Genomic DNA, 14,369 nt, shown 5'->3' on the forward strand with positions numbered 1-14,369 from the left:
TCAGCCGTGCATGAATTCCGGAGATGCGAGGAACAGCAAGTTCCACTCGCGCGGCGACGCCGCCTGTGCCAGCGCATTGCGCGTGGCGGCCGACCAGGTGGACTGCAGGGCGCGCACATAGGCACTCTGCGCCAGCGGCGGGGGCGTGCGCTGCGATGCGGACTGCTCGGCCATCCTCATCTCCTTCTCGCGCGGGGTGGGCATGGGGGTGGTGGCCACCCCGGCACCGATGGCGCGTGCGATCTCGAACCTGGTGGACATCTGTCCCGAGCCCTTCCATGCCGCAGCGTCCAGCGGGTAGCCGTCGGGCGTGGCGCGGCCATACAGGGGCTCGGCCAGGCGCTGCAGCCAGCCCAACGCAGGCTCGGTGCCGGGCAGTACAGCGTCGCCGTGCGCCAGGCGCAGGCCCGCCAGCACGTAGTGCACCGGGTCGCGAAAACGCTGGCCCAGCGATGCGCGAAAGTCTGGGGTGTTGAAGAGCGTCTCCAGCACGGCAGCAATGTCGCCATCGGTGCGTTCAAAGCTGCGGGCCAGTGCCTGCAGCAGCGCAGGGGGCGGGTTATCACCCACCAAAAAGAGCGCGATCTTGCGTGTGATGAAGCGCGCGGTGGCCGGGGCGCGCGCCAGGCGGTCCAGCGCCTCGTCCACCTCGGCCAGGCCTTCGGCGCGCAAGGGTTGGCCCAGCAGTGTCTTGGGGTCCCAGTCGTGGCGCTGAGGGTTGAACTCAAACAGCCCCTGGCGCACGTAGTGGCGGCGCAGTGCGGGCTTCATGCGCGGGGGCTCTTCGCCGGGCGGGCGCTGCGATACGCCCACGCCGGTCAGCACGCGCGCCAGCTCCTGCACGTCCTGCTGGCTGTAGCCACCGTCCACGCCCAGCGTGTGCAGCTCCATCAGCTCGCGGGCATAGTTTTCGTTGATGCGGCCGGCGGCGTTCTGTGCGTTGTCCAGGTAGCGCAGCATGGCCGGGTGGCGCACGGTGGCACCCAGCAGGTCGCGAAATCGGCCCAGCGCATGGGGGCGCACGGCGCGCTCTTCGTAGTCGCCCACCAGTGCGCGCAGGCTGCCCTTGCCCGCGAACACGTTGAAGTGGTTCATCCAGAACCAGGTCATCTTTTCGCGCAGCTGGGCGGGCGAATACAGCGCGCGCAGCACAAAACGCGCAGCGGCTTCCTGCTGCAGGGCGCGCATGTCCTGTTGCCAGTCCTTCAGCGCGGCCTTGCGTTCGTCCTCGGTGGGCCTGGCCTTGGCCGCACGGTTGCGGGCGTCCATATCGGCCGCCAGCGTTTCAATGGGGGTGCGCGAGATGGCCATGGCGTCGATCTGCGCCTGGGCCTCGCGGGGCAGTGCGGCGTTGGCACCGGGGCGCAGTTGTGCCGCCAGGTAGGCGCCAATGCCCATAGCGCCCAGGGCCTGCGTACCCGACGCGGTGCAGCCCCAGGTCACGCGGTCCAGCAGGTGTGCCAGGGTGGGTTCGTCGGCCGCGCTCCAGGCGCCCGGGCCTGTTGTGTTGGGCACTGCGGCTGCGAGGGGCGCGGCTTGTGTGGCAAGTGGGGCGCCAAAGACGGCGCAACCCGCCAGGCCGAGCAGCAGGGTGCGGCGGTGGAGGTGCAGTGGGTAAGTGGGGGTCATGGAGCCTCGCGGGCAGCCGGCAAATGGCTGTCCGCATGGTGCCGCCGCCACCACCCGCATGCAAGCCCGCACGGCGGGTTTTACCTGCGCGACACAAACGCCAGGGAGGATGTATCGAGGGGTATCTCCAAACCCCCAGGCACGATCGTCTTAGAACAGGTTTTCAGTGCTATGGCGCTGCGCCCGTGGCCTGTGCGGCCTCTTCAAAACGGTCCACCTTGCGCAGGGTCTGGAACGCCAGCATCCAGCCGCCCACCACCCCCAGCGTGCACAGGCCGCCCACGACGGCAGCGGGCACCACGCCAAACCATGACGCGCTGGTACCGGCGCGGAACTCGCCCAGTTCGTTGGACGAGCCGATGAACAGCATGTTCACCGCATTCACCCGCCCGCGCATGGTGTCGGGCGTGGAGAACTGCACCAGCGCCCCCCGGATGTACACGCTCACCATGTCGGCCGCGCCCGCCACCAGCAGCGCCGCAAACGACAGCCAAAACAGTGTGGACAGCGCAAACACCAGATTGGCCACGCCGAACACGGCCACTGCGATGAACATGGTGCGCCCCACATGGCGGTTGAAGGGGCGCATGCTCAGGTACAGCCCCGCACCCACCTCACCCACGGCCATGGCACTGCGCAGTGCGCCCAGGCCGGCGGGGCCCACGTGCAGCACTTCTTGCGCATAGATGGGCAGCAAGGCCACCACGCCACCCAGCAGCACGGCAAACAGATCCAGCGAGATGGTGCCCAGGATGATGGGCCGGGTGCGGATGAAGGTGATGCCCGCGCCAAAACGCTGCCACATCGTGCCCTGCGCGGGGCCGGGCGCCGTGGCGTGCGCCACTACCACGCGCAGCAGCAACACTACGCCCAGCACAAAACAGGCACAGCACACGGCATAGGTCAGCTCGCCGCCGCCCAGCGCATACAGCAGACCGCCCAGCAACGGCCCGCCAATGCTGGCCACGCGCATCAGCATGCTGTTGGCGGCAATGGCCTGCGCGAGCTGGCCGCGCGGCACGATCTGCGGCAGCAGGCTCTGCATGGCCGGGCCCGAAAAAGCGCGTGCGCAGCCGTACAGCACCAGCACCGCATAGATGCCCGCCACGCCGCTGGCCCCATGGCCCGCCAGCCACCACAGCAACGCACTGCACACCGCGCCCACCGACCAGGCGAGCGCCAGGATGCGCCTGCGGTCAAAGCGGTCGATCAGGTCGCCCGCTGGCAGCAGCAGGCACAGCATGGGCAGGAACTGCGCCAGGCCCACATAGGCCAGTGCCAGCGGTTCGCGCGTGAGGTCATACACCTGCCAGGCCACCACCACGGCCTGCACCTGGGTGGCCACCACGGCCACCACGCGGGCGATCAGAAAGGAAACGAAGCCGGAGTGGCCGTAGACGCTGGAGGTCTCGGCATCGGGTGCTGCAGGGGGGGAATGGGGGGCTGTCATGAAAACGGAGCGGGCTCGGCCCGGGGCAGCGCGTGCTGTGGGGCCAGATGGGAAAGACCCTTGGATGCTAGCGGTTGTGCCGCCTGCACGCTGAGCGCTTGGGGAAAGACCCGCAGAAACGGGCCTTCAGGTTTTGCCCTGGCCCGTCGATAAGGCAGAGAGGAAGAAGCGGGTTTCCGGCCTGGGCGCTGCTGCTGCGTGGGGCTGGGCGTGCCGCTTCGCCCGGTTTTTACCGTTTGTCTCTTTATTCATCTACTTTGACCAGGAGTCCCCGGGGCGTGCCATGGCGTTGACGATCAACACCAATGTGATGTCGCTGAATGCGCAGCGCCGGCTTGGCGGTGCGCAGAGCGACATGGCCACGACCGTGCAGCGCCTGTCCTCGGGCTTGCGCATCAACAGTGCCAAGGACGACGCGGCGGGCCTGGCGATCTCCGAGCGGTTCACTTCGCAGATCCGGGGGCTCAACCAGGCGGTGCGCAATGCCAACGACGGCGTGTCGCTCATGCAGACGGCCGAGGGAGCTTTGCAGAGCGTCACGGCCAGCCTGCAGCGCATCCGTGAGCTGGCCGTGCAGGCAGCCAACGACACCAACAGCGCGGCCGACCGGCAGGCCATCCAGGCCGAGGTCACGCGGCTGGCGCAGGAGATCGACCGCACCGGGCGCACCACGCAGTTCAATGGCATGGACGTGTTCGACCGCTCCGAGGCCAGCGTTGTGGGCGACGAGAACCTGCTGGCCGTGTTCGATGGCCTGACCAGTGCCGGCAGCTGGCTGGAGAGCAGCGAGAACCTCATCCGCAGCTACTACGGCATCGAGGCGGATGGCGCGGCACTGGACATCCGCTACACCGGCTTCACCGACAACGCGGGCGGCGTGGCCGCCTATGTGCAGGTCACCGGCTTTGACGGGCAGGGGCGCGGCAACAACCTGGTGCTGCAGGTGGACATGGCCGACTTCGTACCGCCCAACATGCCCAATGGCGGCAGCGCGCCGTACTACAACGACCGCATCATCGGCCATGAAATGGTGCACGCCGTGATGGCCCGGTCCACCCACTGGCAGGACATCACCAGCAACCACCTGTGGTTTGCCGAAGGCTCGGCCGAGTTCATCCAGGGCGCCGACGAGCGCGTGCGCGGTGACGTGGCCAACCTCGGCGTGGCTGCCGTGGTGGCGGCCATTGGCGGGCCCACCAACACCAGCGAGTTCTACTCGGCCAGCTATTCGGCGGTGCGCTACATGCACGACCGCATCAAGACCGCGGGCGGGACGGGCATCAAGGACGTGCTCAGCTACATGGGCAACAACCCCGGCGCCACGCTGGATGCCGCCATTGCCGCCGCATCGGCAGGGGCCTTTTCCAACGGGGCGGATGTGCTGGCGCAGTTCGCGCTCAACGGTGCGGCCTTCATCGGCACGTTTGATTTGAACAATGCCGACACCGGCGCCATTGGCGGTGCCGACGTGGACGGTGGCATGGTGCGCGATGCCAAGGCGGCCATCCCCAACCAGGGCAGCCGTTCGGGCAAAGACGCGCTGCAGGGCTTTACCGAGACGTACGAAAACATTGCGACCTCTGGCAGCGCGATCAGCACCAAGGTGTTCCAGGTGGGCGCCAATGCCAACCAGACGCTCGAGACCCGCGTGGGCGCTGTGGGCCTGGGGGCCATGGGGCTGCGCAACACGCTGGATGTCACCACGTCGGCCGCGCAGACCATCGTGTCGGTGGACCGCGCGCTGGATTACGTGAACAGCCAGCGCGCTGTCATCGGCGCCCAGTCCTCGCGCCTGGAGTCGGCCATTGCCAACCTGCAGATCGGCAGCGAAAACCTGTCCGCCAGCCGCTCGCGCATTGTCGACACGGATTTCGCGGTAGAGACCGCCAGCCTGGCCCGCCAGCAAATCCTGCAGCAGGCGGGCAACGCCATGGTGGTGCAGGCCAACCAGATGCCCCAGGGGGTGCTGGCACTGCTGCGCACCTGATCCACTCTCCAGGAGCCGCCTGTCGTCAATGCTGGCTGTGCCGGTGCCGATAGTCCCACGGGGCCAGTGGGCGCCGCTGCGACCACAGGCCCGCGCCGCCGCTGCGCGCCTGCCGCTGCAGCGGTGCCAGGTGCGGATGCGCGGCTGCATAGGGCGTGTACACCCAGGCCAGGCCCGCGCGCACCTGGGCCGTGGCCACATCGGCGCCACCGCAGCGCACATTGGCCACCGTGCGGCCATAGCTGTCTTCGTCCACCGGTTGCAGCGCGGCGCGCTGCTTGAAGCACAGGCGTGCCAGGTTCTGCCGCGACTTCTGCCCGAACGCCTGGCGCGACTCGGGCGCGTCGATGGCGGCGATGCGCACCTTGACCTGGTGGTAGGCGCCGGGCGCGCCGCAGCGCGCCGTCAGGGTGTCGCCGTCGCTGATGGCGACGACCAGGCAAAACAATGAGGCAAGGGGCACGGCAAAAGAAGAGGAAAAAACGGGGGGAAGGACGGTGAAACGCTTGCAGAGCGGTCAGGGGGCTGGATTTTGTATCAAATTGCCCCTTGTCGCTTTATTTGCAAGCGCTTATAGCTATCAATAGTGTAGCATTCAGCGCCAGCCATCCGCCCGGTGCTGCAAATTGATACCTTGAAGCACGGGGCGATAAAAAGCGGGGCGCACGGGGTACCTCAGGGGGCGATGGGCCGGGGCCGCCGGGCTTTCAGCCCTTTGGCCGGCAAGGGCGTTGGGCCGGGCCGGGCTCCAGCCTTTCTAGAATCCGTGGGAACCGGGCACGGCGCAGGCCGTCAGAGCCCCATCGCGCCCGGAATGCCCCGCAGTGGCGTTTTTTTGGATGATTTTGATGACCCCGAAGGAGTGCTCGCCCTTGCGTTTCCGTCTTTTCCCGACCCGTTTCACCTTCCGCTCCGGTGCTGCCGTGGGGGGGGTGGCCGTGGCCGCTGTGCTCGCGGGCTGTGTGGGAACCACGCCCAAGACATTCGGGGTGCAGGAGAGTTTTGGCTCGGTGGCAACCTACTCGCGCCTGTTCGACGCTACACCCCAGCAGACCTGCGAGGCATCGCGCCGCGCACTGCTGAGCCAGGGCTACATCATCTCCACCCACCAGACGGAGCTGGTGGAGGGCAAAAAAAGCTTCCAGCCCGAAGCCGAATCGCACCTGCAGATGGTGGTGCGCGTGGTGTGTGTGCCCGAGGCCACGGATGGCAAGGTCAGCCTTGGCTTTGTGACGGCGCTGCAGGACACCTACGCCCTGCGCAAGACCAACAACTCGGCCAGCGTGGGCGTGGGCGCCATCGGCTCGGTGTCGCTGCCTTTTTCTGCCAGCAGCGAATCGCTGGTCAAGGTGGGCAGCGAGACCATCTCCAAGGACACGTTCTACGAGAGCTTTTTTGACCTGGTCAAGCGCTACCTCGTGATGGACCAGGCGCAAACGATCGGCGGTTGAAGCTGAGGCTCTGGGCGGGGGCCTCCGGCGTCACTCGCTGCGCCGGCGCGCCACCTGCGCCCACCCCTGCGGCCAGTCGCCCAGGCCGCTGTCGGCATTGAGGTGGCCCCGCGCGCCCAGCACCATGTGCTCGGCGTTCCAGGCACGCGCGCACTGCGCCGAAAAGCCAGGGGTGGAATACGGGTCGCTGGTGCTGCTCATCAGCACCCGTCTTGGCAGGGTAGGCAGGGCGGGTAGCTTGGCAGGCAGTGGCGAAAAACCTTGGGCGTCGGCCGGGAAATTCGGCCCGTCAGGGTCCGGCACGGCCACCAGCAGCAGCGCATGCACGGGCCTTGGGTGGCGTGCGGCCCAGTGCACCGCCACCAGGCAGCCCAGGCTGTGGGCGACCAGGATGGGGGGCTGCGGCGATGTGGCAATGGCGTCGTCGAGTGTGCGCACCCAGGTGTCGCAGTCGGGGTGGTCCCAGTCTGCTTGCTCCACCCGCGCCACGCCCGCGTGCCGGGTTTGCCACAATGACTGCCAATGCTGGGGGCCCGAGTTGTAGATGCCCGGGATGAGCAAAACAGGTCGCGTCGTCATCAAACTTCCTTGTTGTCAAAGCAGATCCATCACTGCCCGCCAACGATAGGAAATCGCCGCTGATTCGGCCAGAGGATCTCATCGGAAATCGGTCCTCCAAACCTTGAACTCATCGCAAGAAAACAAAGGAAGCACGGCCGTGGAGCTGGACAAAAAAGACCGACAGATCCTCATGGCCCTGCAGCACGACGCGCGGCAAAGCCTGTCGGCGCTGGGCAAGCAGATCGGCCTGTCGCAGCCCGCGATGAGCGAACGCGTGAAGAAGCTCGAAGACGCGGGCGTGATTGCCGGCTATGCGGCCCGCATCAACCTGGCCGCCGTGGGCCTGGGCCTGCAGGCTGTGGTGCGGGTGCGCACCACGCACGAACACATCCCGCGCTATGTGCAGCTTTTCCAGTCCCTGCCCGAAGTGCTGGACGCCGTGCGCGTGACGGGTGAAGACTGCTTTGTGGTGCGCTGTGCCTTCGGCCAGCCCGCCGACCTGGAGCGCGTGGTGGATGCGCTGGCGGCGTTTGGCAGCGTCTCGACCTCCTTGGTGCTGTCGCACCCCGTGAACAAGGCGGTGCCGCTGGATTGAGCTGATTTTTGCATCAAAAGAGCCACTGGCGCTGGATGGATAAGCGCAAGTAGCTATAAAAATAATAGCTTTAAGACTGCGGCTATGGGTTGCGTTGTGGGGCTGGCGGCACCTCGTACCTCAGTTCCGCAAAGAGGCCGCCCAGCGTTGCGACCGACTGCATGCGCAGCGCCGGTTGTGCGATCCGGCGCGGCAACAACGGCTTGCCCGCACCCAGCGTGACGGGTGCGATCTGCACGATCAGCTCGTCCAGCAGGCCCGCGTCATAAAACCGCCCCACCAGTTCGCCCCCGCCCACGATCCACACATTGCGCCCCGCTGCGGCCTGCACCATGGCCTGGTGCACCGGCCGCACATCACCTTGCACAAAGCGCACATCGGCACCCGGGATGGCGCGCTGCGTGCGCGAGCTGAACACCCACGTCGGCTGCGCATAGGGCCAAGGCTGGCCTGCGTCGATGGCGTGCCGGAGCATCCATTCGTAGGTGTGCGAGCCCATCGCCAGCGCACCCACGTCGCGGATGAAAGCGGGGTAGCTGGAGCCCTCGATCTCGCCAAACTGCAGCAGCCAGCCAAGGTCGTGGTCGGGCGTGGCGAGGAAACCGTCGAGGCTGGATGCGCCGTAGAACTGGGTCTTGCCGGGGTGGGTGTGGTTGCCTTGCGGGGGCATGGTGGGGGCTCCTCTCTGAGGGTGGGTACGTTCGCTGGCCCGGTGCAGGCGAAGCGGGCACGGTCACTGTAGAGAGGGGCTGCTGACAACGGCCTGGCAGCAGATGTCAGGCCGGGGTTAGCCCGGGCTGCGGGCACCGGCCTGCAGGGCCTGCACGGCAGCTACCAGCACGCCGGTGGCTTCTTCGGCGCTGAGCAGTCCGGCGCTCACGAATGCGCCGTTCACCACCACCGCAAGCTGGGCGGCCAGCTGCTCGGGGTGGGGTGCCTTCAACCGCACCGCGACCTCGTGCAGGCGGCCCCGCAGCGCCTGCATGTGCCGCCGCGCCACGTGCCGTGCAGGGTGGTCCTGCTCGGCGAACTCGGCGGCCACGTTGATCTGGGGGCAGCCCCGGTAGTTGGAGCGGGCCAGGCGCTCGCCAATCCAGCGCATGTGGGCCTCCAGTTCACCGGCGGGGTCGTCGGCGAACTGGGCCGCCACGCTGTCCCATTGGTCCCAGAACTCGACATCCTCCCGCTCGAGGAAGGCCACGATGAGATCGTCCTTGGTGGGGAAGTAGCGGTACAGGCTCGTCTTGGCCACGGCGGCTTCCAGCACAACCAGGTCCACGCCCACGGCGCGCACGCCGCGTTCGTAGAACAGCCGGGACGCGGTGTCGAGGATGCGGCTGCGGACATCGGCGGCGGGCTCGGTCCCCGGGGCCGGGCCGCTGGTGGGGGAGAAGTCCCTGGTGGAACGTGAATTTGTGGTGCGCATGCTTGACATGATACAGACCTGTCTGTAATCTTCAACAAACAGACAGGTCTGTATCGTTAATTTCAACCACCCACCCAACGCAAAGGATGACCATGAACCCGCAACAACACCGCCCCATCGCCGTTTACGGCGCCACCGGCCACACCGGCCAATTTGTCGTGCGGGAAGCACAACGCCGCGGGCTGCCCGTGGTGGCCGTGGGGCGCGACGCCGCCCGGCTGGACGAGGTGTTTGCGCCAGGCGTGCCCCGGCGCGTCGCCGATCTGGCCGACCCCACCAGCCTGGAACATGCCTTTGCCGGCTGCGCCGTGGTCATCAACTGCGCGGGCCCCTTTCTCGACACGGCTGCCCCGGTGGCGCAGGCCGCGCTGCGGGCAGGCTGCCACTACATCGATGTGACAGCGGAGCAGGCGAGTGCGCAGGCCAGCTTGGCCGATTTCGATGCTCCGGCCCGCGCTGCGGGCAAGGTGGTGATTCCGGCAGCCGCCTTCTATGGCGGTCTGGCCGACCTGCTGGCCAGCGCACTGGCATCTGCCGGCGCCATCGACGAGATCACCGTGGCGATCGGGCTGGACCGCTGGTGGCCCACGGCCGGCACGCGCAAGACGGGCGAGCGCAACACCGTGCCGCGCCAGGTGGTGGCCCACGGGCGCCTGGTGCCGCTGGTGCCTTCTGAGCACGTGCCGGACTGGGCGTTTGCCGCACCCCTGGGCAGCCAGGCCATGGTCGAAATCCCGTTCAGCGAGGTCATCACCATCGCCCACCACCTGCCGGTGGGCCACATCCGCTCGCTGCTCAACCGCTCGGCGCTGCAGGACATCCGCGACACCGGCACCCCGCCCCCCACCGCCACGGACGACAGCGGACGCTCTGCGCAGCGCTTCGAACTGATGGTGCAGCTGGTGCAGGGTGGCCAGACCCGCACCGCTGGCGTCCGCGGGCAGGACATCTACGCTGTGACGGCGCCCATTGTGGTCGAGGTGGCCCAGCGCCTGCTTGCCCCTGCGTACGCACACAGCGGCGCGCTGGCCGTGGCGCAGGCGGTGGACCCGGTGGATCTGCTGCGCTCATTGCATGGCACGGCGCTGGAGATGTTTGGAGAGGCCTTGCCTGCTTGATCCAGGCCCTCAGAACCTGTTCAAGATCTCTTCGGGGTCGCGCAAGCGCCGCAACGCCGCAGACCGCCCGGCAAGGCACTTGCCCGAAGGGTTGGCGTGAAATCGGGCGATTGGACGCCCCAGCTGCTTGCATGGGCATGAGCCCATGCGGCGCATCCAAGGCATCCACTCATCCCGATTGCACTCCAGCGCGACCCCCGAAAAGATTTTGAACAGGTTCTCAGGGCAGCGCCACCGTGTCCGCCAGATGCCCATACACCGCCGCAATGCGCCGCAGGTGGCGCGACTCCGGGTGCGTGAGCAGCCACAGCTCGTTGTCGCACTCGGGCAGCGAGCCGGTGAGCGGACGCAGGTCGCTGCGGCCCTGGGCCAGGAAGGTGGGCAGCACGCCCACGCCCGCGCCCCGGGCCACCAGGTCCAGCACGGTGAGCAGGCTGTTCACACGGTAGGTGGGCTGCACCTTGGGGTACTGCTTTTTGCGCCAGCGCACCGAGGGGTGGTCGGGCATGGAATCGTCGGGCGCGACCCAGGCTGCACGGCCGGCTTCCACCTCCGACATCGCCACCGCGTTCACCGTCGCCGTGTACAGGGCCGAGCGGATCATGCCCAGTTGCCGTCCCACCAAGTGCTGTGGCGGGCGTTTTGTGGCGCGCACGGCGATGTCGGTGTCGCGCCGCGTCAGGCTCACCAGTTCATTGCCCGCATGCAGTTCGTACACCAGGGCCGGGTGCCGGGGCTGCAGCACCTGCAGGGCGGGGGCGATGAGGCCCTGCAGGATGGTGTCGGTGGTGGAGATGCGCACCGTGCCCGAGACCTGCTCGGGCTGCGTCTGCGCGGCGGTGCGGGCGGCCTCCAGGGCAGCTTCCACACGCTCTGCCTGCTCTGCCAGGGCCTGGGCCAGCTCAGAGGCGCGGTAGCCCGCGCGTGAGCGCTCGAACAGCGGCTGCCCCAGCCCACGTTCGATGCGCTGGATGGCTCGGAACACGGTGGACGCGTCCACGCCCAGCCGCTCCCCGGCCGCCGCCAGCGTGCCGGTGCGCGCCATGGCCAGCAGCACCTCCAGCTCGGCAGCACCCAGTTGGTATTGCGCAGGTGCAATGGATGATTTCATAGATGCGTATTTTGTTTGCGTTGATGCAATCATAAATTCTGCCTGTCGCCGCATACAAATAGGTACCGATGGGTGCCAAGGGGCGACACCTCCCACCTTCTTTTTTGCACAGAAAGACCTGCCCCCATGAAGCTCTACTACGCCCCCGGTGCCTGCTCGTTGGCCATCCACATCGCCCTGCGCGAGGTGGGTGTTCCCTTCGACCTGGTCAAGGTCGATTTGGCCCACCACACCACCGAGACCGGTGCCAGCTACCTCGACATTTCGCCGCGTGGCTATGTGCCCCTGCTGGAGCTGGCCGACCAGTCGCGCCACACCGAAGGCGCGGCGCTGCTGCAGTACGTGGCCGACCTGGACCCGGCGCAGGCGCTGATCGGCAAGCCCGGCTCGCGCGAGCGCCTGGCCGTGCTGGAATGGCTCACCTTCATCAGCACCGAGCTGCACAAGGGCTTCAGCCCCTGGCTGTGGCACAAGGAGACGGCCGACTCCACGCGCCAGGCCGCCAAGGCCAAGCTGGCCGCGCGTTTTGTGGAGATGGATGGCGTGCTTTCGCACAGCGACTTCCTGGCGGGCGCGTACAGCGTGGCCGATGCGTATGGCTTCACCATCGTCAACTGGTCCCACCTGCTGGGCATGCCGCTCACGGCCTACCCGCACCTGCAGGCCTGGATGGCGCGCGTGGCGGCCCGCCCGCAGGTGCAGGCCGCGCTGCGTGCCGAGGGGCTGGCATCGTGAGCGCAGAGGTGGCCGCTGTGCCAGCGCTCACGCTGGTCTCGCATGCACTGTGCCCCTATGTGCAGCGCGTGGCCATCGTGCTGCACGAGAAGGGACTCCCGTTCGAGCGCCGCACCATTGACCTGGCGCGCAAACCCGACTGGTTCGTGGCCCTCTCGCCGCTGGGCAAGACGCCCGTGCTGCAAGTGCGCGGCCAGAGCCTGTTCGAGTCGGCGGTGATCTGCGAGTACCTGGACGAGGTCGCCATGCCCACACTGCACCCGCAGGACCCGCTGCAGCGCGCCCGCCACCGTGCGTGGATGGAATTTGGCTCCACGGTGCTCAACACCATCGGCGCTTTTTACGTTGCGCCGGATGAAGCCGCGCTGCAGGCCCGCGCGCAGGAGTTGCGTAGCCGCTTCGTGCAGCTTGAAGATGCCTTGGGTGAATTCAGCGGGCCGGGGCCGTACTTTGCGGGGCTGGACTTCGGCATGGTGGACGTGGTGTTCGGCCCCGTGTTCCGGTACTTCGACGTCATTGACACGTTGCCGGGCGTGGATGACCTGGGGCTCTGGCAAGGCTTGCCGCGTGTGCTGCACTGGCGCGCTGCGCTGGCCGCGCGCGCTTCGGTGCAGCAGGCCGTGGGCGCGGACTATGCCGAGGGGCTGCGTGCCTTCCTGCGTGCGCGTGGATCGGCACTGTCGCGCCGCATGGATACCGTGGCGGCGTAGCTGCCTCGATTCAATCGGCCCAGGTGCCCGGCGCCAGCCCGTCGAGCGTGTAGGGCCCGATGGCCGCGCGGATGAGCCGCAGCGTGGGGTGGCCCACGGCGGCCGTCATGCGCCGCACCTGGCGGTTGCGGCCTTCGCGGATGACGAGTTCGATCCACGCGGTAGGGATGGCCTTGCGCTCGCGGATGGGCGGGTTGCGCGGCCACACGGCAGGCGCGGGCTCCAGAAGGCGTGCACGGGCGGGCAGGGTGGGGCCGTCGTTCAGCACCACGCCGCTGCGCAGCGCGGCCAGCGCGGTATCACTGGGGATGCCTTCCACCTGCACCCAGTAGGTTTTCTCCATCTTGAAGCGCGGGTCGGCAATGCGGGCCTGCAGCGGGCCGTCGTTCGTGAGCAGCAGCAGCCCTTCGCTGTCGGCATCCAGCCGCCCCGCCACATACACGCCGGGCAGGTCGATGTAGTCCTTGAGGCCCTGCCACTTGCCTTCCGCGGTGAACTGGCTCAGCACGCCATAGGGTTTGTTGAAGCGGATCAGGCGCGAGGTCATGCGGGGAGTGATGTTTTGAATGAAATTGGCCGCTGGCGCTTGTCCATCAAGCGCAAGCAGCTATCAAAATGGTAGTTATGCGGGGATGAACAGCGCCGGGTCCACCATGGTGCGGTTCAGCATCACGCCCCAGTGCAGGTGCGGGCCGGTCACGCGGCCGGTGGCGCCCACCTTGCAGAAGGCCTCGCCCGCCTGCAGCACATCGCCCACGCGCACGTCCATGCTGCTCAGGTGGCAATACATCGTCAGCAAGCCCTGGCCATGGTCCAGCCACACCGTGCCGCCGTTGAAAAAGTAGTCGCCCACGTCGACCACGCGGCCCGGCAGCGGCGCCACGATGGGGGTGCCCGTGGCGGCGGCGATGTCCATGCCGCTGTGCGGATTGCGTGGCTGGCCGTTGAACACGCGCCGCAGCCCGAACGAGCTGGAGCGCCGCCCTGGTACCGGCACGCGCATGCGCAGTGATGGCTGCGCCTGGCCCGCAGGCTGCTCGGTGAAGGTGGCCATGACCCCGGCCTGGTGGTCGCGCTCGCGCTCGTAGCGTGCCTGGTCCTCGGGCGAGAGGTCCACCGTGCGCGGCGACACCTGCAGGTGCTGCTCTTTGTACTGCTTGTGTGCCACGGTGTAGTGCACCAGGCGCGGGCTGCCGCCGCCGTCGGCCAACACAGTGATGAACGCATCGCCGGGCGTAGCGGCCAGCGGGATGCCCACGATGGCCGTCCATTCGATGGCATCGCCCACCACCCGCAGCGGCACATCCACATCACCCTGGCGCACCTGCGCCACCGGCCGCGTGGCCGCGGGCCCGAGCGACAGCCGTGCCACGCCTCCCGGCACCTGCAGCGCCTGGGGCCACACCGTGGGCGCGGGTGGCAAGGGCTTGGCGTGCAGCAGTCCCAGCATGGCGGGCTGCGCCAGAAGGCCCGCCGCGCCCACCAGGGCGCTGCGGCGGTTGATGGAGATGGCGGGGTGGAAGAGGGCAGGGCGGGCAGATTCAGACACGGCAGGGCAACGGCAAATATGCAGCGGGATGTGTTTGGGGGGCGGGG

General features: G+C 67.8%; 15 protein-coding genes. 6 read left to right on the forward strand and 9 right to left on the reverse strand.

Annotated features, from left to right (window positions below):
- Nucleotides 1-1,629, reverse strand: coding sequence for a DUF1800 domain-containing protein (locus ARADN35_RS0106495; protein WP_010460309.1), 1,629 nt, complete (start codon nucleotides 1,627-1,629; stop codon nucleotides 1-3).
- 169 nt (nucleotides 1,630-1,798) lie between these two features.
- On the reverse strand, nucleotides 1,799-3,079 hold the full coding sequence (locus ARADN35_RS0106500) for an MFS transporter (protein WP_010460311.1): 1,281 nt from the start codon (nucleotides 3,077-3,079) through the stop codon (nucleotides 1,799-1,801).
- A gap of 283 nt (nucleotides 3,080-3,362) precedes the next feature.
- Here ARADN35_RS0106500 and ARADN35_RS0106505 point away from each other — a divergent pair, with 283 nt between their 5' ends.
- Entirely contained in the window at nucleotides 3,363-5,066 is a 1,704-nt protein-coding gene (locus ARADN35_RS0106505) for a flagellinolysin (RefSeq protein ID WP_010460313.1), read from the forward strand.
- Between the two features lie 25 nt (nucleotides 5,067-5,091).
- Here ARADN35_RS0106505 and ARADN35_RS0106510 read toward each other — a convergent pair whose 3' ends face one another.
- Nucleotides 5,092-5,529 (reverse strand): thermonuclease family protein, encoded by a 438-nt coding sequence (locus tag ARADN35_RS0106510; protein ID WP_029413543.1) that lies wholly within the window; start codon nucleotides 5,527-5,529, stop codon nucleotides 5,092-5,094.
- Between the two features lie 385 nt (nucleotides 5,530-5,914).
- Here ARADN35_RS0106510 and ARADN35_RS0106515 point away from each other — a divergent pair, with 385 nt between their 5' ends.
- Entirely contained in the window at nucleotides 5,915-6,517 is a 603-nt protein-coding gene (locus ARADN35_RS0106515) for a DUF2242 domain-containing protein (protein ID WP_029413546.1), read from the forward strand.
- 30 nt (nucleotides 6,518-6,547) lie between these two features.
- Here ARADN35_RS0106515 and ARADN35_RS0106520 read toward each other — a convergent pair whose 3' ends face one another.
- Complete coding sequence (locus ARADN35_RS0106520) at nucleotides 6,548-7,096, reverse strand: RBBP9/YdeN family alpha/beta hydrolase (RefSeq protein ID WP_010460320.1); 549 nt, start codon at nucleotides 7,094-7,096, stop codon at nucleotides 6,548-6,550.
- Between the two features lie 139 nt (nucleotides 7,097-7,235).
- Between ARADN35_RS0106520 and ARADN35_RS0106525 the strand changes: the two genes are divergently transcribed.
- Nucleotides 7,236-7,673: an Lrp/AsnC family transcriptional regulator gene (locus ARADN35_RS0106525; RefSeq protein WP_010460322.1), complete on the forward strand. Its 438-nt coding sequence runs from the start codon at nucleotides 7,236-7,238 to the stop codon at nucleotides 7,671-7,673.
- Between the two features lie 82 nt (nucleotides 7,674-7,755).
- Here ARADN35_RS0106525 and ARADN35_RS0106530 read toward each other — a convergent pair whose 3' ends face one another.
- Nucleotides 7,756-8,343, reverse strand: coding sequence for a dihydrofolate reductase family protein (locus ARADN35_RS0106530; RefSeq protein WP_010460325.1), 588 nt, complete (start codon nucleotides 8,341-8,343; stop codon nucleotides 7,756-7,758).
- A 117-nt stretch (nucleotides 8,344-8,460) separates the two neighbouring features.
- A complete protein-coding gene (locus ARADN35_RS0106535; protein WP_010460326.1) occupies nucleotides 8,461-9,099 on the reverse strand; it encodes a TetR/AcrR family transcriptional regulator in 639 nt (212 codons plus the stop codon).
- A gap of 92 nt (nucleotides 9,100-9,191) precedes the next feature.
- Here ARADN35_RS0106535 and ARADN35_RS25990 point away from each other — a divergent pair, with 92 nt between their 5' ends.
- Nucleotides 9,192-10,217, forward strand: a complete 1,026-nt coding sequence (locus tag ARADN35_RS25990) for a saccharopine dehydrogenase family protein (RefSeq protein WP_010460328.1) — start codon at nucleotides 9,192-9,194, stop codon at nucleotides 10,215-10,217.
- A gap of 220 nt (nucleotides 10,218-10,437) precedes the next feature.
- On the opposite strand, the gene ARADN35_RS0106545 is transcribed toward ARADN35_RS25990, so the two are convergent.
- Nucleotides 10,438-11,328: a LysR family transcriptional regulator gene (locus ARADN35_RS0106545; protein ID WP_010460329.1), complete on the reverse strand. Its 891-nt coding sequence runs from the start codon at nucleotides 11,326-11,328 to the stop codon at nucleotides 10,438-10,440.
- A 126-nt stretch (nucleotides 11,329-11,454) separates the two neighbouring features.
- Here ARADN35_RS0106545 and gstA point away from each other — a divergent pair, with 126 nt between their 5' ends.
- Nucleotides 11,455-12,063, forward strand: coding sequence for a glutathione transferase GstA (gene gstA, locus ARADN35_RS0106550; protein ID WP_010460331.1), 609 nt, complete (start codon nucleotides 11,455-11,457; stop codon nucleotides 12,061-12,063).
- Complete coding sequence (locus ARADN35_RS0106555) at nucleotides 12,060-12,773, forward strand: glutathione S-transferase family protein (RefSeq protein ID WP_010460333.1); 714 nt, start codon at nucleotides 12,060-12,062, stop codon at nucleotides 12,771-12,773. The genes gstA and ARADN35_RS0106555 overlap by 4 nt, the downstream gene beginning before the upstream one ends.
- A gap of 10 nt (nucleotides 12,774-12,783) precedes the next feature.
- Here ARADN35_RS0106555 and ARADN35_RS0106560 read toward each other — a convergent pair whose 3' ends face one another.
- Nucleotides 12,784-13,320, reverse strand: coding sequence for a pseudouridine synthase (locus ARADN35_RS0106560; RefSeq protein ID WP_010460335.1), 537 nt, complete (start codon nucleotides 13,318-13,320; stop codon nucleotides 12,784-12,786).
- A gap of 75 nt (nucleotides 13,321-13,395) precedes the next feature.
- Nucleotides 13,396-14,322 (reverse strand): M23 family metallopeptidase, encoded by a 927-nt coding sequence (locus ARADN35_RS0106565; RefSeq protein WP_010460336.1) that lies wholly within the window; start codon nucleotides 14,320-14,322, stop codon nucleotides 13,396-13,398.
- Nucleotides 14,323-14,369 lie beyond the last annotated feature (47 nt).

It is taken from the genome of Acidovorax radicis N35 (assembly GCF_000204195.1).
GTDB classification, from domain to species: Bacteria; Pseudomonadota; Gammaproteobacteria; order Burkholderiales; family Burkholderiaceae_C; genus Acidovorax; species Acidovorax radicis.